The organism is uncultured Ruminococcus sp. (genome assembly GCF_937915125.1).
Classification (GTDB): Bacteria; Bacillota; Clostridia; order Oscillospirales; family Ruminococcaceae; genus Ruminococcus_C.
Window position 1 is genome coordinate 22403 of sequence record NZ_CALDMP010000094.1, and the last position, 18924, is coordinate 41326.

Below are 18924 nucleotides of genomic sequence, written 5' to 3' on the forward strand. Positions count from 1 at the left end.
ATGTATCCGGTTTTTTTGGAAGTAAAAGGCAGAAAATGTACGGTGATTGGTGCTGGAACGGTGGCGCAGCGCCGGATCCTGACGTTGTTGGAACAAAGCGCTGCGGTAACAGTAATTGCACCGGAACCCATTCCGGCACAGTTGACAAAGCATAAACTGACATATGTACAAAGCCGGTATACGCCGGAACTGCTGGCCGAGAGTATGCTGGTATTCGCCGCCACAAATGATTCGGCACTGAATGCCGCCATCGTGCGGGATGCCCAGGAGATGAAAATTCTTTCCTCCTCTGTGACAGACTGCGCTGAAGTAACACCGGATTTCAGCGTGCCTGCCCAGCGGCATCGGGGCAAAATCACTGCGGCGGTTTCCACGGAAGGCTCTTCTCCTGGTCTGGCGGCGGCGATCTGCCGGGAGCTTGAACCGAAGCTGGAGGAATATGCCGGACTTTGCAGCATATTAGAGGAACTCCGGGAAGAATGGAAAACGACTGTGCCCGATGCATATCGGCGCCGTCAGATGCTGAACAGGCTCACGTCGCCGGGAGTGCTCCAGCTGTATCGGGATGAAGGCAGACAGGCATTTCTGGAATATGCGGCAAAGCTGAGTGATGGGACACTGCCACTGAAAAAGACGGCGATTCTGGCGGTCAGCTTTGGCACCAGCTATGAAAATACCCGGGAAAAAACCATTGGTGCCGTAGAGCGTGCCATCCAGGCAGCGTTCCCGGAGGCAGATGTATTCCGTGCGTTTACCAGCGGCATGATCATTCGCAAAATGCGCCGCAGCGGCATCGAGATTGACACAGTTCCCGAAGCCCTGGAACGTCTGAAAAAGGCAGGATATACCCATGTGTACTGTCAGCCGACCCATGTGATTCCCGGTGAGGAATATGACGATCTTTGCCGTGATGCGGCGCAGTTTGCCCATAGCATTTCTGTTTTGCAGATCGGCAGACCGCTTCTGACGGATACCCCGGATTATCCGGCACTGATACATGCGCTGAAAGAATCCATTTCCATGTCGGATTCCAAGGCGTATGTGCTCATGGGACACGGTACTACTCATATAGCAAATCAGGCGTATCCGGCGTTTGATTATTGGCTGAAACGTTCCGGCTATTCCAATGTATTTGTGGGAACAGTGGAGGGCTATCCCACACTGGACACAGTATTGGAACAGCTGGAGGAAACGGCATATCATGAAGTGGTTTTATTGCCCATGATGCTGGTGGCCGGGGATCATGCCCAGAATGATATGGCTGGAGAGGGTGAGGATTCCTGGAAGTCCATTCTGACCAGACATGGTTATCATGTTACGGCACTGCTCCGGGGATTGGGTGAATATCCAGCTGTTCAGGCACTGTATGCCGCCCATGTGGGGGAAATGCTGTGCACAGAGGAATTTGATACAGAAACGAACTAAAATAAAAGAAGCAAGCGCCTGGTAATTTGTCCGAACGCTTGCTTTTTTTAGCGATTTACTTATAGTGCAGCATCTCCGGTTTCATCGGTGCGAATGCGGATACATTCATCCACTGTGGAGATAAATATTTTGCCATCGCCCACATTTCCGGTATAGACAATCTCCTTGATGAGGTGTAGGATATGCTCCACCTCGTCATCTTTGACAACGGTCATCAGGTATACTTTCGGCAGGGTGTTCATCATTACCTCATTGCCCCGATGATAGGCGATCCAGCCATGTTGGTTGCCGCAGCCGCTAACCTGAAAGATCGTCACGCCCTGTATTCCGGCTTCCAGAAGCTTTTCTTTCAAAGGCTCCAGTTTTTCCGGGCGAAAAATTACTTCAATTTTTTTCATTTCATGTCACCTCGTTAGTCCAGACCGTTAAAGGCAGGATAGGCACGCTCGCCGTGTTCGATGAGATCCAGCCCCTGTGCTTCTTCCATATCGGATACCCGGATGCCGCCGCATTTTTTCAGAACAAGCAGGATCAGGGATGTCATGACAACTGCCACTGCAATGGAGATGGCAACAGCGCCGAGCTGTGCCAGAAACAGCTGATAGTCTCCGTAGAGCAAGCCCTCGTGAGGCACTGCATCGTTCATTTCCTTTGTGGCGAAAATACCGGTGACAATGCCGCCCCAGATACCGCCCACACCATGACAACCGAATGCGTCCAATGCATCGTCATAGCCGAACTTCTTCTTGATTTTCGAAATTGCCAGATAGCAGATGGGAGCGGTAGTTGCACCGATGATCAGTGCGGACCAGAGCGGTACATAGCCTGCGCCGGGTGTAATACCTACCAGACCGACAATACCGCCGGTTACTGCACCCATGACCGTGCATTTTTTCTGCACCAGAGTTTCGATGCCCATCCAGACAAGCATACTTGTAGCAGAGGAAAGGGCAGTGTTACAGAATGCCAGCAGTGCAGTTTTGTCGGCAGCACCGGCACAGCCGCAGTTGAATCCGAACCATCCAGCCCACAGAATTGCTGCGCCCAACAGGAACAGGGGGATATTGTGGGGGTGGTAGGACATGGCACCATAGCCCTTTCGCTTGCCCAGAAACAGACATGCCACCAGACCGGAAACGCCGGTGCTGATATGGATAACATTTCCGCCTGCAAAATCAATGGAGCCGATCATTTCCAGCAGTCCGCCGCCCCACGCCATGTGCGCCAGGGGATAATAAACCAGAAATGACCAGATCACAACAAAAATCATCATTTTGGAAAATTTCATGCGTTCTGCCAATGCGCCAAGAATGATAGCAGGCGAGATCACCGCAAACATCATATTGAACATGGCAAGCAGAATTTCCGGCGTTTCTCCGTTTTCACCGGATGCAAAAGAGACGTCACGGAGGAACACATGCTTCAGGTCACCGATGATACCAAAGTGATCTTCCCCGAAGCTGAGAGAATAGCCCACCAAAATCCAGAGTACCATGCCGATACCGAACATGGCAAAGCAAAACATCATGGTATTCAGCGCATTTTTTCTGCGCACCATACCGCCGTAAAAAAACGCCAGTCCCGGCGTCATGAGAAACACCAGAATCGTGCATAAAAACATAAAAGCAACATTACCAGTCATTCAGATTACTCCTGTCTCATTATCTTGTTTTCGGATTTGTGATTGTACCTGTTTTATCTGCATGTCGGTCTGTTTTGTCACTATTTCAAGCCAGCTTGTGTATTGCAATATCACGCTAACCTTATTATACAGAAAAAACGGTTGGTTCAAAAGATACAATTCCAAAATAAAAATACAAGACAATTTTCTGCACTGTTCCGGTGGCATTCTCAGAAGTGCGGACGGTCCTGCGGAATCTGTACAATTGGTTCTTGACTTTTTTGCCCGGACAGGGTATAATATTACCATAGTTGACAACCACCGCTGGAGTCCAGGTGCTGCGGCGGTTCTTTTTATGGTACTTTGATAGAAATGAGTATAGAGAGGAAGAACGCTTTTATGATGGATCATATTCGCAATTTTTGTATTATTGCCCATATTGACCATGGAAAATCCACCCTTGCGGACCGGATTCTGGAGCAGACTTATACTGTTGCCAAACGGGATATGGAGGATCAGATCCTGGATAATATGGATATCGAACGGGAACGGGGCATTACCATCAAGGCACGTGCCGTTCGTCTGAACTATCGTGCCAAGGACGGCGAGACCTATGTCTTTAATCTGATCGATACGCCGGGGCATGTGGACTTCAACTATGAGGTTTCCCGAAGCCTTGCTGCATGTGAAGGCGCCATTCTGGTGGTTGACGCTTCTCAGGGCATCGAGGCACAGACTCTGGCGAATACTTACCTTGCCATCGAGCACGATCTGGAAGTTGTTCCGGTGATCAATAAAATTGACCTGCCGGCTGCAGATCCTGAGCGTGTCTGTGAGGAAATCGAAACTGTCATTGGCATTCCTGCAATGGATGCCCCCCGAATCTCTGCAAAGGCAGGCATCAACATTGAAGCGGTTATGGAACAGATCGTGACGGAAATTCCTGCACCAAAGGGCGATCCTGATGCGCCTTTGCAGGCACTGATCTTCGACAGCTATTACGATGCCTATAAGGGTGTTGTCATTTATGTGCGTGTAAAAGAGGGAACTGTCAAGGTTGGTGATACCATCCGGCTCATGGCAACAGGCGCCGAGTTTACGGTAGTAGAAGCCGGCTATATGACCACCAATACGCTGGTCAATGACGGTCAGCTCCGTGCCGGTGAGGTTGGCTATCTGTCCGCATCCATCAAAAGCATCGGTGACACCCAGGTGGGTGATACGGTAACCCATGCTGACCGACCCTGTGCAGAACCTCTGCCCGGATACCGGAAAGTCAATCCCATGGTGTTCTCCGGTATTTATCCGGCAGACGGTGCACGCTATGGGGATCTCAGGGAGGCATTGGAGAAATTACAGCTGAACGATGCGTCCCTGTCCTTTGAACCGGAGACATCCATTGCCCTGGGTTTCGGATTCCGGTGCGGATTCCTGGGACTATTGCACATGGAAATCATCCAGGAGCGTCTGGAACGGGAATACAATCTGGATCTTATTACCACAGCGCCGTCGGTTATTTATCGTGTCACCCTGACAAACGGCGAGGTTCAGTATATTGACAACCCGACCAATTATCCGGATCCGGCTGTGATCCAGATGGCGGAAGAGCCTATGGTAAAGGCGGAGATCCTGACACCCTCGGATTTCGTGGGCAATGTCATGGAACTGTGTCAGAACCGGCGTGGCGTATTTGAGAATATGCAATACCTGGATGATACACGTGTATCTCTGCACTACACATTACCCCTGAATGAAATTGTCTATGATTTCTTTGATGTGCTGAAATCCCGGACGAGAGGATATGCGTCCTTTGACTATGAGCTGAGTGACTATATGGCGTCGAAGCTGGTGAAACTGGATGTATTGCTGAACGGTGAAATCGTGGATGCCCTGTCCTTTATCATTCATGCGGACAAGGCATATGAGCGTGGCAGAAAAATCGTGGAAAAGCTGAAAGAGAATATTCCACGCCAGCTCTTTGAAGTCCCGGTACAGGCTGCCATCGGCGGCAAGATCATTGCCAGAGAGACCATCAAGGCAATGCGCAAGGATGTTCTTGCGAAGTGCTACGGCGGCGATATTACCCGAAAGAAAAAGCTGTTGGAGAAGCAGAAAGAAGGCAAAAAGCGGATGCGTCAGCTTGGTTCCGTAGAAGTGCCTCAGGAGGCATTTATGAGCGTGCTGAAGCTGGACAGCGATTCGTAATTTTTTAGGGCAACACCGCACAAAGAGCGCCTAGCGGCTTTGCACGTCATATTTCACAAAAATGCTCGTAGAGTACATCTGACGCACAATCTTTATGCGGTATTGCCTTAGAAACAGAAAAACCCGGTGGAGATACAAAAGAGTATCTTCATCGGGTTTTTGATTTCTGAGAAATTATGCTTCGTCTGTTTTTTTGTTCAGAACATCATAGGGAACGGGCTTGGAGAAGTAATAGCCCTGGGTATACTCAATGTTGACCGATTCTACCGTTTCTTGTTCGTCGCTATTTTCCACGTGCTCTGCGATCAGCTCAGCATCAATGCCCCGGGCAATGTCTGTAATTGCCTGGAGACAGATCTTTTTTACGGGATCCTTGTCGCAGTTGATGATCAGGTCGCCGTCAATCTTGATGAAATCCGGATTGACACGGATGATGGCGGTAAAATTGGAAAAACCTGCGCCGAAATCGTCAATGGCGATCTTTACGCCAAACTTCCGGATGTCATTGAGAAATTCCACCATCTCCTGGAAGTCTCGTACCTTTTCGGATTCAAGTATTTCAAAGGTGATACGTTCACATGCTTCCGGCGGCAGTTCGCTGAGCAGATCATACAAGAACGAACGGTTGGACTTGGAACCGATGTCATATGCCGAGAGATTCAGAAAGACGCATTCCTTCCGGTCACGGAACAGCTCCAGCACTTTGCGGATCATAAGCTGAGAAAGCTGGAGATAAAGGTGATAATCCTTTGCGATTTCCAGGAACTGACCAGGCGCATAGATATTTCTGTCTTTGTCTGAAAGACGCATTAAAGCTTCGTACTTTGTAATTTCCTTGGTACGGTTGTCGCGGATGGGCTGGAAATAGGGGACGATGCGGTCATAGAGAATGGCATCGCTGATGACGTTTGTCATGAACAGCTTTTCGTCCATCTGCTTGATCATTTCCGCATTGTCTTTGTTGTAGATGAAGAAGCGTGCGTTATGATCTGTCTGAGAAGACATGCAAAGCTGCACTTTTTCCAGAAGATTGGTCTCACCGATAACAACGTGGAAATTGTTTACAGCTGTAATGTCATATTCACTGCAAAAACAATAGCCGCATTCCCGGAATACTTCCTCCGCCTTCTGCAAAAATAGTTCATCCGGATAGTCTTTTCCGGCTGTGAAGAAGAAAGACCAGGTGTCGTTGCAGTACAGATGCAGTGCATCGTCATGGAGTGTATTTTTCACTTGCTGGATATTTTCCTGCATCAGACGGTTCCAGACCTTTGTGCCGCGGCGACCGGAGATGAGGATTCCTTTTTCAATCGAGATCATGCAGATCTTATCGTATTGATTTTTCATATCATCATATTTGTATTTCACCAGATTTTCCAGCCTCGTTTCCTTATCAACAAACATACTGTGGCGCAAATTATCTTCCTTGCGCTGAATCATTGCAGAGACTGCCAGATCTTTTTCATACAGCTGTTCATTCTGAATTCTAAGAATATATTGATGGATATCCTGCCAGTCCTCGTCCAGACATTGGAGATTTTCCAGAAGCGTGCGGTCGATTGGCAAATAGTCTGAATCGGATTCAGAAAGTCCGAAGAGACTGTGGGAACCGATGTAAAGGGCATTGCGCTGTTCAGCCATGTTAATCTCGCCGTACATAAATGTACCGCAAATCCGGCCGCTCCGGAACATGCGAAGTTCCCATTCAGTACAGTTGCTAAGGTAATTCCGGCGGAAAATGCATGGATATGTGAAAATGGTCTGGCAGGGGGTCGTTTCCAGCGTACGGCAGATTTGTTTCAGTTCTGCCGCTGCGGTCAAAGGACTGAGATAGCCCAGACGAAACTTCATGCCAGGCTCAATCTCAGTGGAGTAAGCCTCCATTTGATCACGCGGCTCACAATAGCGAACCAACCGGCTTGCATGGCTTTCGTCAGTACGTATCAATGGAAAACGAAGAAGCAGATCAGAACAAAGTGCAGGTGTATCAGAATCACCGATGCTGCTGACACCGAGTTTATCGCAAAACCAAGCGACTGCCGGCGTGTTTTCCACCTCTAAAATATCACTGCCTTTGGCAGAAGTGATTGTATATGCGTCGCTGAAGGCCTCATGACCGTTTATGACACCGTGATAACAGCGCAAGACATCACTGTGCATTGCCGCAAGCATAAGCATGTTCTGATAAGCGCCGTTTTCATCGAAGGTATATGTTCCGTAGAGATTGGGGCTGACGAGTCCGCCTCCCATGGGAACATCCACGCCCTGGTTGTGCAGATGGTCGAGGTATTCCTGTGCCTGCAAATACTGATCTGAAAAAAAGCCCAAAATTGCTTTTGTGTTGTTGCGGATCACCTCACGGCATGTGCATTCTGCCAGCTTTCTGGGCGTAAGACTTTCATAGGAAAGCCGATGCACCGTAATATCTGTGTGGTCAAATCGCGTGAACAGAAGAAGACAGCTGTCTTCATACACAGTGCCGCGGGCAATAACAGCAGAAGCACTTGTACCGATGATTTTGGCATTGGGAAGCAGTTTTGAAACATGCTTCGCTATGGCAACAGAGCCAAGCTGTGTGTGGCAGCATGTATGGATACAGACAAGCCACTGGGAAGTCTGTGCATTATTTGTGATACAGTTTTTTTGAATAAAGGCTTCTAGACCTGCCTGATCGTCATATAGAAAAGAAATGGTAGAGAGTGTCCCATGTTTCAATGTCATCACCTCGTATAAACTAGGGAACCACTGATTCAATCACGCCTGCGACTTGGCACGCATCAGTGTTTCCCTAGGAATCTGTTTGCAAAAGAATTATGCTGTAGAAAATGCGCAAATATCGATGCAAATAGTTTTCCGTTATCGTCTGGCTTTTTTTCGCTGTACCTTGTTTTCATACATGCGGTCATCTGCGATTTTAATCATCTGATCCAGGTCGATCTCCTTGCTGAGCGGCATAATGCAAAAACCGATGCTGGATTCCACCTGGTATGGCTTTCTGGAAACAGAATTGTACTGTTCCAGATAGGTATAAAACCGCTTTAAGAATCCATCGAAATAGGTCTGATCGGCATCTGAGATAATACCGGCAACAGTGAATTCATCACCGCCAAACCGGGAGCAGACTTCGCCCTGAATGGCACTTGTCATGAGTGCATGTCCCACTGTGGTGATCGCATTATCACCCTCGATATGGCCAAACGTATCGTTAATGTATTTCAATCCGTCCAGATCGGCAGAAATCAGGATAATGCTTAGATCCTTTCCTGTGCTGTCGTCCATCTGCTGTCGGATCTGTCGGTAGAATCCCCGACGATTCAGCAGTCCCGTCATATGATCATGCACATAGAGCCGTTCCAGCTCATTATTTGCACTTTTGAGCTGTAGATTGATGGATTTTGTATGCATTTGTGAATGATATATGCCAAGAGAAGAGTTAATGGCATTCATGAAACTATTTATTTTTTCGTATTCGTCGCTGTCAATATCTGGCTGAAAAGCACAATAGCCCAGGATTAGATCCATAAAGTGTATGGGACAAAATACAATGGGATTCTCCCGCTTCAGCATTTCCAGGAGCCGCGGCGCAAGCTCTGTACAGCGGATGATGCATGGTTCGCCGGGATTCCAGAAATTGCGGTGATAGAGGATATTGACGCTTTCTCCGAATGCATTGTCTCCCCGATGATTCTGCCCGAAATCCGGTGCGCGGAAAATATCATCATTGATGGCAAAGACGATTGTATGAAAAATAAAAATATTTGTGAGAATGGAAGGCAGTTCAGAAAGGGACGACATACTGGTAACCGAAGATTGCAATTGACAGGTCTGCTCCTGTCTTTCCTGGGAAAGGCGAAGGCGATCTAGTATATCCTGCATAGCATCGTTGACATTTCGTGCGTCTGTTTCTTCGCATCCGCAGGATTGAGAATGGATGATGTGGAAATCAACAACGTGATTTCCTTTTGGCGAACAGCCATTCCGGATGTCCTCAATGGTCTGCACCAGAACACGTCCCATTTCATCGTAATCTTGGGTACAGGTCGTCAGATGAGGAATATGATAGCCTGCCTGCATGATTCCATCAAAACCAGTGACAATACAGTCCTCCGGAATCCGAAATCCACGCTTTTGCAGGAAATTGCTGACCACAATCGCCATTGAGTCGTTGGCACAAATAATTGCATCTGGCACTTTCAGCTTCTGCAAATCGAACCAGTTTTCCATGGTTTCTCGCGTAGGTTTTTCCCAGAAATCGCCATAGCCAACTTGATTTTCCTCAAGGGAAAGATTGTTTTCTTTCAGCACCTGACGAAAAGCCTCCACACGTTCTTCTGAAAAACGATTATCTTTCAATCCCGCTACCATAAACACACGCTTGACATGATGGTCATTGATTACGTGGCGGCAAAGCAATTCAAATGTATTGGAATAGTCAAAGGAGAAATTGATGCAGCCTTCCAGATGGGAATCAATAGACATGACCGGAATACCGTGCTCCTTGCATCTACGTAAAATAGCGTCTGTGACAAATTCGTTTTTGAGCGTTTCTGCAAAAAAAACCATGGCGTCAAGTTTGTCATATGGGATCAGCTGGAAAACAGAAGCCTCTCCGATATCATTTGCATTATCTTTATAATACAAATCTGTACTGGTATTGAAAACCAACAGACGATATCCAGATTTGCGGGCATAATGATTTAGTGCCCGGATGCAGTTAATGCGATATTCTTCCTGGATCCTGGATATACATACGCCAATCAGCTTGTAATCTTCTATCATAATTTGTTTCCCACTTTCCATTTCAAGTTCAGACAATACTGCGCAATGATTGTACGTCATATGCACAGTCAGGTGCAGCGAATGGTACAACATTTGTATTGTGATAAATAACATATTCCGATTCTTCAAATTTAAAATTCTATTCGATTTGCACAATAATTCGCTTTCTAATATTATATCATATTTTACAGTGCTTGTGAAGTATCTGTTTTGCACAAATTTCGGGAGGTAAAAATGTGGATTCTGTTTGAAAAAACCTGCATTTCCGTGGAAAACTGCTGTTTTTTTAGCTGAGAATCAATTTCAAAGGCGGCATTTCTGGAAGTATTAGACGTGGCAATGGCTGTTTCAATTTTCGTAGAATCATTGAATCGTGAATTTACGAAAATGAAACATACGAAAGTACTATGTATATTTTTTGTGAAATTCTTGACAACTTGCTTGCACCATGTTATACTAAAATAAGTATAACTTTTTTTCTGGAACATAGTTGTTTTGGGATAATTCGTGAAAAAAAGATATATTTTGAGTGAATATAAAACTACAGCTTGCGGAGGAATTCAAGCTGGAAAGGGATTGAGACTATGAAAATTCGAGAAATTCAAGAGGAAATACTGCGTTTGAAAAAAGAACGTGATTTCTGTATCCTGGCGCACAGCTATCAGACCAGCGATATTGCAGAAATCGCAGATTTTACAGGAGATTCCTATGCTCTCAGCGTCAAGGCGAAAAATACACCCCAGAAAAATATTCTCATGTGCGGTGTGCGTTTTATGGCAGAGACGGTGAAGATTCTGTCGCCGGAAAAGAATGTCTTTCTGTCCAGCCCGGTTGCCGGCTGTCCTATGGCGGAACAGATGGACAAGGAACTGATCCACGCAGTGAAAATGAAGCATCCGGATTATACTGTGGTTGCCTACATCAACACGACAGCGGAACTGAAAACCATCTGTGATGTCTGCGTGACCTCCTCTTCGGCAGTAAAGATCGTGTCCCAGCTGAGTAACGATAAGATCTTATTTATTCCCGACTGCAATCTGGGGGCTTATGTCCAGGCACAGCTGCCGGAAAAGAATATCAAGCTTCTCCAGGGCGGATGCCCCATCCACGCAGCTGTTACAGCAAAGGATGTTCAGGCGGCAAAGAGTGCCCACCCGGATGCGCTGCTGCTGGTTCATCCTGAGTGCCGTCCGGCTGTCTGCGAACAGGCGGATTATATCGGTTCTACATCCGGTATTGTTCAGTATGCCGTGGAATCCCCCGCAAAGGAGTTCATTATCGGTACAGAGATCAGCATTGCGGAGACATTGCAGAACACCTGCCCGGAAAAACGGTTCTATCCCTTGGCAAAGAAACTGATTTGCGAAAATATGAAGGCAACAACCCTCATGGACGTGTATCATATCCTGAAAGACGGTGAGGGAACGGAGATCACCCTGGACAGCCGTACCATTGCAAAAGCACGCCTTTGCATTGACCGGATGATCGCACTGGGAGGCTGAGATATGGGCTTTGCACCGAATACCTGCACACATATTCTCTTTGATCTGGACGGAACTCTGACGGATTCCCGGGAAGGAATTCTGCGGTGTGTGCAATATGCCCTGGAACAGTGCGGTATGCCGGAATCGGATGAGACGAAGCTGTATCCTTTTATAGGACCGCCCCTGCTGACTTCTTTTCAGGAATTCTGCGGTATGCCGCCGGAACAGGCGTCTTTTGCAGTGGAACAGTATCGTGTGCGATTTTCGAAAATCGGCATGTTTGAAAACGCTGTATATGACGGCATCCCGGAATTGCTTGGCGAGCTCAGGGCAAAGGGTTACATCCTGGCGGTAGCAACTTCCAAGCCAGAGGTGTATACGCTGCAAATTCTGGAGCATTTTCACTTGACGGAATATTTCCAGGTCATTGCCGGAAGCGATATTCACCGGGAAGGTGAAACGAAGGAGGATATCATTCGTCTGGCACTGCGCCGTCTGGGACTCCTGGAACAGGAACCGTCTCATGTGGTCATGGTGGGTGACCGGAAACACGATCTCATCGGGGCACATGCATGCGGTATTCCTTGTATCGGTGTGGGCTATGGCTATGCACCAAAGGGAGAGATGGAGGCATATCATGCGGATGCAGTGGCAGCGGATGTGACTGCTCTGAGAAAACTCTTTGCAAAACCGGAAAATCGTGTGTCATCGTGAAAAATGCACAAATCATTTGCTTTTCTGATTGACAATGATAGATAAATTGTGCTATAATAGATACAATAGAAAGTCTATATTCTGCTCTGAGTTGCTGGTATAATTACGGAGGAATGGTATATGATAGATGGGCACAAGGTTGCGGCATTGTGTGTTTCAGAGATTCAGAACGAAAACACACAGAGTATGGTTATGCCGCTTTATCAGGCGCTGTCCGCACAGGATTGGAAATGTGTGATCTTCAACAGTGCCTCGGATCTGTTTCGGGATACACCTTTTGATCGGGGCGAAGCGAGTATTTTTCAGCTGATTGATTCTGTTTCAGCGGATGTCATTGTGATTTTTGCCCAGTGTCTGAAAAATCGGGACATTCTGGAGGACATCATTGCAGAAGCTCGTGTTCACGATATTCCTGTGTTTGTGATAGAAGCCACAGAGACGATTTCGAATTGCATTCGTGTCTCTTTTGATGAGGTGGATGCGTTCCGTCAGCTGGTGACCCATTTGGTGGAGGATCATCATTTTACAAAGCTGGCTTGCATTGCCGGATTCCAAGGGAATCCGGCTTCTGAAAATCGTGTACAGGCATTCCGGGAGGTGTTGGAAGAGCATCATATTCCGTTTCCGGAAAAGTGGTTCGGCTATGGCAATTTCTATTCTGTGCCCACCCGGGAAGTTATGGAACGGTTCCTGGCAGATCCGGAAGGACTGCCCGAGGCAATCGTGTGCATTAACGATTCTATGGCGATCGCCGCCTGTGAGATACTGGAAGAACATGGTCTGCATGTGCCGAAGGACGTGGTTGTGACGGGCTTTGATGGTATTGTGCAGGAAAAATACCATTATCCCAGGATCACCACCTGCCGCCGGGATCTGAACCAGTTTGCCGCGTTTCTGACCGAGTTAATGGAACAGGCTTTTGACGGACAGAAGATGGAACAGGAGTATTTATTCCCATATACACTGGACATTGCGGAATCCTGCGGCTGCCGTGCGTGTTCCATGGAATCCGTAAGCCGTGCTGTGAATTCGATTTATTCGAAAATGAATGACAATGCGCAGTATGACCGCTCCATGAACAATATGCTGACAAAGCTGACCTTTGAACAGGATGCCTGTGAGATTCAGAGCATTTTGAAATATTACATCCGGTCAGATTCCTACATCTGCATGAATTCCGACTTTGATGAGGTATCCCCTCTGGAGCACAGTTATTATAAGAATCCTTATACGCCGGTGCGAAAGAGCTATCGTTTTTTCTATGGTGAGGAAAATATCCACATCGAAAATTGTATGGAGAAGCAGCTCTTGCCGGATTGGAAGGATTTTTTGGAAAAGCCCGATCCCGTGGTCATTTATGCCATCCATAATCAGCAGATCGTCTATGGCTATATGGTTTGTTTTGCGAACAATTTCAGCTATACCGTGCAGCGGATGCACCAGTTTGTCATGACTCTGGACAGCTGTATCAGCATGTACGTGCAGCAGGCATATCTACGCAATTCCAACCGCAGATTAAAGGAAATCCAGAACAAGATTATCGTTAGTTTTGCCGATCTGGTGGAATCGAGAGATGACTTTACGGGGCAGCATGTCAAGCGCACCAGTGAATATCTGAAAATTCTGGTGAAGCATCTTGCCGTACTCCCGCAGTTTGCCAATGTACTGACACCAGATGTTCAGGAACGGATGTGCAAGGCTGCGCCGCTTCATGATATCGGAAAGATCAAGATCTCCGATGTGGTACTCAATAAGCCGGGTCGCCTTACCAATGAGGAGTTTGAGATCATCAAGACCCACACGCTGGAAGGCGGCGATATCATTGAAAGAACGCTGACAGATATCGAGAGTGAGGACTATCTGAAAGTCGCCAGCGAAATGGCATTGTATCACCATGAAAAATGGGACGGCAGCGGCTATCCGTATCACCTTGCCGGGGAGGAGATTCCCCTTTGCGCCCGGATCATGGCAGTAGTGGACGTGTTCGATGCACTGACCAGCAAACGTGTATATAAAGATGCTTTTTCCATTGAGAAGGCATTTCAAATTCTGGAAGAATCCAGCGGATCCCATTTTGACCCCATCATTGTGGGGACGTTCCTTTCCATCCGGGATGAGGTGGAGATGGTGCTCAATACTCATCGGGACGCAATGTGATCTGCACATAGCATAGGAGAGAGGTATCAGGTGGAGACATTTTCAAGAACGGAATTACTCTTTGGCGCAGATGCCATGCAGAAACTTGCTGCATCCCGTGTGGCAGTGTTCGGCATTGGCGGCGTGGGCGGCTATGTGGTGGAGGCACTGGCACGCAGCGGCATTGGCGCTCTGGATCTCGTCGACAATGACCAGGTGTGCCTGTCCAATCTGAACCGCCAGATCATTGCTACCCATGAGACCATTGGGCAATATAAAGTAGATGCTGCCAGGGAACGTATCCACCAGATCCATCCGGACTGTCAGGTGACAACTCATCCCTTGTTTTATATGCCGGAAACGGCAGCGCAGTTTGATTTTCGGCAGTATGACTATGTGGTGGACGCCATTGACACGGTGACAGGAAAGCTGGAACTGGCAGAACAGGCATATCGCTGCGGTACACCTATCATCAGCTCCATGGGCGCTGGAAATAAGGTTGACCCCACTGCGTTTGAGGTGACGGATATTTTCAAGACATCGGTCTGCCCTCTGGCAAAGGTGATGCGCCATGAACTGAAAAAACGGGGAATCCCGAAGCTGAAGGTGGTCTATTCCAAGGAGAAACCCATTACGCCTCAGGGATGCAATATGCAGGATTCCCACCGCCGTCAAGTACCGGGCAGCAATGCCTTTGTGCCGTCTGTGGCTGGGCTGATTCTTGCGGGAGAGGTCATCAAGGATCTCACTGGCATCCGGGCGGAATTTTAAAGGAGAGATCAGATGTTGCTACCCGAGGAATTGCAGCGCTATTCCCGGCAGATTCAAATGCCGGAGCTTGGCGAAATCGGTCAGGAAAAACTGGCACAGAGCCAGGTGCTTATCATCGGGGCAGGTGGTCTTGGCAGTCCGGTCGCCATGTATCTTGCTGCGGCAGGCGTGGGAACGATTGGCATTGCAGACGGTGACAGGGTGGAAGTGTCCAACCTGCAGCGGCAGATTCTCCATAACCAAAGCCGTATCGGCAGAAAAAAGGCGGAATCTGCGTCAGAAACTCTCTCGGCACTCAATCCTCATATTCATATCGAGACATATCCGTATTTTGCCGATGACACGAATATTCTGCAACTCATAGCGCATTATGATTTCGTGGTGGATGCATCCGATCAGCTGAAAAATAAATTTCTCATCAATGACGCCTGTGTACTGGGGCAGAAGCCTTTTGTACACGGCGGCATCACCGGATTTGGCGGACAGGTTATGACATACGTTCCCAATAAAGGCCCTTGTTATCGCTGCATTTTCGGCGATTTGCCGGAAGATCCGCCGCCATCGCCGATACCGGTCATAGGTATGACTGCTGGCATTATTGGCTCTATCCAGGCAATGGAAGTGGTAAAATTTCTGCTGGGTATGGATTCCTTGCTTGTGGGAAAACTGCTTGTGTTCGACGGACTTTCCATGCAGTTTCGAACAGTGACGTTCCCGAATCGCTCGGCGCATTGCCGTGTCTGCGGTGCATCGGCGGATATTTACGACCTTTCCTGGTATGCAAAAGTTTAGATTATCTAATACGAATTTCTCAAACTCCTTAAGGGATTAGTATAAGAATGCGGCAATGTCCGCATTTTTTTATTCTATCATGGTAGAATTCATATTTTTTTGTTTATTTTTGGAGAAATTTATGTTATACTAAGAGAAACTGCGCATTTTTGCGTGGGTGATTTTGGAAAGGAGGCGTATGATCCGTTATAAACAACGGGTCATATCAAAAAATTGTATGGAATCAAATATGGTTTGTATCCTGATTACCATTGTGGCGTATCTCATCATGATGGTGACCATCGGCTTGGTATGTTCTAAAAAGAACAACAACGTCGGTGACTTTTATCTGGGCGGCAGAAAGCTTGGTCCACTTGTCACTGCTATGAGTGCGGAGGCTTCGGACATGAGCAGCTGGCTTCTCATGGGTCTGCCGGGCGTGGCATATCTGAGTGGTGTTGCCGATGCCGGATGGACCGCCATCGGTCTGGCGATTGGTACATATCTTAACTGGCTTATTGTGGCGAAGCGGCTTCGCGTTTATTCCCACACCTGTCGGAACTCCATTACCATCCCGGACTTTTTCTCCAATCGTTACCGGGACGACAAACATATCCTCATGGGAATTGCCGCTTTTATTATTCTGATTTTCTTCGTGCCGTATACGGCATCGGGTTTTGCTGCCTGCGGCAAGCTGTTCCAGTCCCTCTTCGGCATTGATTATCACGTTGTCATGGTTCTGAGCGCAGTGGTAATTATCATTTACACCAGTATCGGCGGGTTTCTGGCAGCAAGCACTACCGATCTGATCCAGAGTATTGTTATGACAGTTGCGCTACTGCTCTTGGTTGGATTTGGTATCAGCACAGCCGGCGGTCTGGATGCCGTTGTGGAAAATGCCAAATCCCTTTCCGGTTATTTGTCGCTGACAAAACTCCACGATGCAGCTACCGGTTCATCTACCAATTATAGTTTCCTCTCGATTGTTTCCACCATGGCATGGGGGCTCGGCTACTTCGGTATGCCTCACATTTTACTTCGCTTTATGGCAATCGAGGATACCCGCAAGATCAAAACTTCCCGGCGGATCGCATCCATCTGGGTGGTGATTTCCATGGGCGTTGCCATCCTCATAGGTGTGATCGGCAATACCCTGAGCGCACACGGTAATATTGCACAGCTGGAAGGTAGCTCTCAGGCAGAGACGGTTGTCATTAAAATTGCCACACTCATGAGCGAAAATGGTATTGTTGCAGCACTTTTCGCTGGTCTGATTTTTGCAGGCATTCTGGCATGTACCATGTCCACATCCGATTCCCAGCTGCTGGCAGCTTCGTCCAGTATGTCCGAGAATTTGCTGCGCGGCGTATTCCGTGTAAACCTTTCCGCAAAGGCTTCCATGCTGGCAGCACGTGTGGTACTGCTGGTCATTGCAGCTTTGTCGGTGATCATCGCCTGGAACCCGGACAGCTCCGTATTCCAGATCGTATCCTTTGCATGGGCTGGCTTTGGTGCAACCTTTGGTCCGGTTATGCTGACTGCACTGTTCTGGAAGCGCTCCAACAAGTGGGGTGCACTGGCTGGTCTGATTGCAGGCGGCGTAATGGTATTCGTATGGAAGTTCCTTGTTCGTCCTTTGGGCGGTGCGTGGAATATCTACGAGCTGCTGCCAGCATTCCTGGTGGCTCTGGCAGCAATTGTAATCGTTTCTCTGCTGACTGCTGCGCCGGAACAGGAAGTGCAGGATGAATTCGAAGAAGTTAAGCAGAAGATGCGTGCATAATTTTCCGAGAAATGGAGGCGTGTTTCTATGATGAATCCAAAAATGATGATCCAGATGAAATCCCTGTTTGAGCGGTTCCGTCAGAATCACCCGAAAGTGCCCATGTTCTTCTCCGCAGCAGCTGGTGCAATTGACGAGGGAAGTGTGATCGAGATTCAACTCACCACTTCCGATGGCAAAAACCTCTGCACCAATATGCGTGTGACAGCCGATGATCTGGAAATGGTTAAGGTATTGCAGGGAATGGTGACAAATAAATAATATATGTTTCGGACTCCGGCACTGTTTGATATAGCTGCCGGAGTTTTGGTTTTCTGTTGCATTTCGAATGTCCATCTTGCCTTTCTGTTTCTATTATTTGAAAATAACCGCCTTTTTCTTTTTCGCGTTGACAAATACCTACCGTTATGCTATACTATCTCTGGGAAGGTGAGTGTCATGAAGCAACCGATGATTGGCGTTATTCCACTATTTGATAGCAAAAAAAACAGTATCTGGATGATTCCGGGATATCTGAATGGACTGCGTCATGCCGGAGGAATTCCAGTGATGCTGCCACTGGAAGCAACGTCAAAAGAACTAGAACAACTGGATTCTTATCTGGATGGTTATCTGTTCCCCGGCGGTCACGATGTTGATCCGGCATATTATGGTGCGAAGCAGTCGGCGAATTGCGGCGAGACATGCCCCTATCGGGATACGCTGGAGAAGCATGTCTACGGGCTGGCATGGGAGGCAGACAAGCCGGTGCTGGGAATATGCCGGGGCTTACAGCTGTTCAATGTGCTTCACGGCGGTACCTTGTATCAGGATCTTCCCACGGATTTTGACACGGCAAAGGAGATCGACCATCACATGACGCCGCCCTATGAACGGGCAGTGCATGAGGTTGAGCTGACTGCAAACAGTCCGCTGCACGAGTTGCTCCGGAAAGAGAAGCTTGCGGTCAATAGTTATCATCATCAAGGTATCTGCTGCCTGGGAAAGGGACTTTCGGTTATGGCACGGGCAGAGGATGGTCTGGCAGAGGCTGTCTGTGTGCCGGAAAAGAAATGGATCTGGGCAGTGCAGTGGCATCCTGAGTGGATGTACAGCTGGGATGCAGATCAGGAAAAAATATTTACTGCCTTCGTGAAGGCATGTCAACAATAAACAAAAACGCCGCTGTACGGGAATACTTCGTACAGCGGCGTTAGTATTGCTAAGGAAGCACTGATTAAATCACGCCTTGCGGC

General features: G+C 47.9%; 14 protein-coding genes. 10 read left to right on the forward strand and 4 right to left on the reverse strand.

Annotated features, from left to right (window positions below; translation table 11 throughout):
* On the forward strand, window positions 1–1425 hold the full coding sequence (locus tag Q0418_RS09580; protein ID WP_298483909.1) for a sirohydrochlorin cobaltochelatase: 1425 nt from the start codon (window positions 1–3) through the stop codon (window positions 1423–1425).
* A gap of 59 nt (window positions 1426–1484) precedes the next feature.
* On the opposite strand, the gene Q0418_RS09585 is transcribed toward Q0418_RS09580, so the two are convergent.
* Together Q0418_RS09585 and Q0418_RS09590 are read right to left on the reverse strand one after the other, a co-directional pair.
* The gene (locus Q0418_RS09585) at window positions 1485–1823 is read right to left on the reverse strand and encodes a P-II family nitrogen regulator (RefSeq protein WP_298483910.1); all 339 of its coding nucleotides are present in this window, start codon (window positions 1821–1823) and stop codon (window positions 1485–1487) included.
* Window positions 1824–1837: 14 nt separating this feature from the next.
* Window positions 1838–3067: an ammonium transporter gene (locus Q0418_RS09590; protein ID WP_298483911.1), complete on the reverse strand. Its 1230-nt coding sequence runs from the start codon at window positions 3065–3067 to the stop codon at window positions 1838–1840.
* Between the two features lie 381 nt (window positions 3068–3448).
* On the opposite strand from Q0418_RS09590, the gene lepA reads away from it, so the two are divergent.
* On the forward strand, window positions 3449–5251 hold the full coding sequence (gene lepA, locus Q0418_RS09595; protein WP_298483924.1) for a translation elongation factor 4: 1803 nt from the start codon (window positions 3449–3451) through the stop codon (window positions 5249–5251).
* Between the two features lie 174 nt (window positions 5252–5425).
* Here lepA and Q0418_RS09600 read toward each other — a convergent pair whose 3' ends face one another.
* Window positions 5426–7966 (reverse strand): EAL domain-containing protein, encoded by a 2541-nt coding sequence (locus Q0418_RS09600; protein WP_298483912.1) that lies wholly within the window; start codon window positions 7964–7966, stop codon window positions 5426–5428.
* A 141-nt stretch (window positions 7967–8107) separates the two neighbouring features.
* Window positions 8108–10030, reverse strand: coding sequence for a diguanylate cyclase domain-containing protein (locus Q0418_RS09605; RefSeq protein ID WP_298483913.1), 1923 nt, complete (start codon window positions 10028–10030; stop codon window positions 8108–8110).
* A gap of 584 nt (window positions 10031–10614) precedes the next feature.
* Between Q0418_RS09605 and nadA the strand changes: the two genes are divergently transcribed.
* From nadA to Q0418_RS09645, 8 genes are all read left to right on the forward strand, one after another.
* Entirely contained in the window at window positions 10615–11532 is a 918-nt protein-coding gene (gene nadA, locus Q0418_RS09610) for a quinolinate synthase NadA (protein WP_298483914.1), read from the forward strand.
* A gap of 3 nt (window positions 11533–11535) precedes the next feature.
* Window positions 11536–12228, forward strand: a complete 693-nt coding sequence (locus Q0418_RS09615) for an HAD hydrolase-like protein (RefSeq protein ID WP_298483915.1) — start codon at window positions 11536–11538, stop codon at window positions 12226–12228.
* Window positions 12229–12348: 120 nt separating this feature from the next.
* Entirely contained in the window at window positions 12349–14385 is a 2037-nt protein-coding gene (locus Q0418_RS09620) for an HD domain-containing phosphohydrolase (protein WP_298483916.1), read from the forward strand.
* A 30-nt stretch (window positions 14386–14415) separates the two neighbouring features.
* Window positions 14416–15135: a tRNA threonylcarbamoyladenosine dehydratase gene (locus Q0418_RS09625; RefSeq protein ID WP_298483917.1), complete on the forward strand. Its 720-nt coding sequence runs from the start codon at window positions 14416–14418 to the stop codon at window positions 15133–15135.
* A gap of 12 nt (window positions 15136–15147) precedes the next feature.
* Window positions 15148–15927, forward strand: coding sequence for a HesA/MoeB/ThiF family protein (locus tag Q0418_RS09630; protein WP_298483918.1), 780 nt, complete (start codon window positions 15148–15150; stop codon window positions 15925–15927).
* A gap of 229 nt (window positions 15928–16156) precedes the next feature.
* A complete protein-coding gene (locus Q0418_RS09635; RefSeq protein ID WP_298483919.1) occupies window positions 16157–17689 on the forward strand; it encodes a sodium/proline symporter in 1533 nt (510 codons plus the stop codon).
* A gap of 27 nt (window positions 17690–17716) precedes the next feature.
* Window positions 17717–17950 (forward strand): hypothetical protein, encoded by a 234-nt coding sequence (locus Q0418_RS09640; RefSeq protein WP_298483920.1) that lies wholly within the window; start codon window positions 17717–17719, stop codon window positions 17948–17950.
* 177 nt (window positions 17951–18127) lie between these two features.
* Complete coding sequence (locus tag Q0418_RS09645) at window positions 18128–18841, forward strand: gamma-glutamyl-gamma-aminobutyrate hydrolase family protein (protein WP_298483921.1); 714 nt, start codon at window positions 18128–18130, stop codon at window positions 18839–18841.
* Window positions 18842–18924 lie beyond the last annotated feature (83 nt).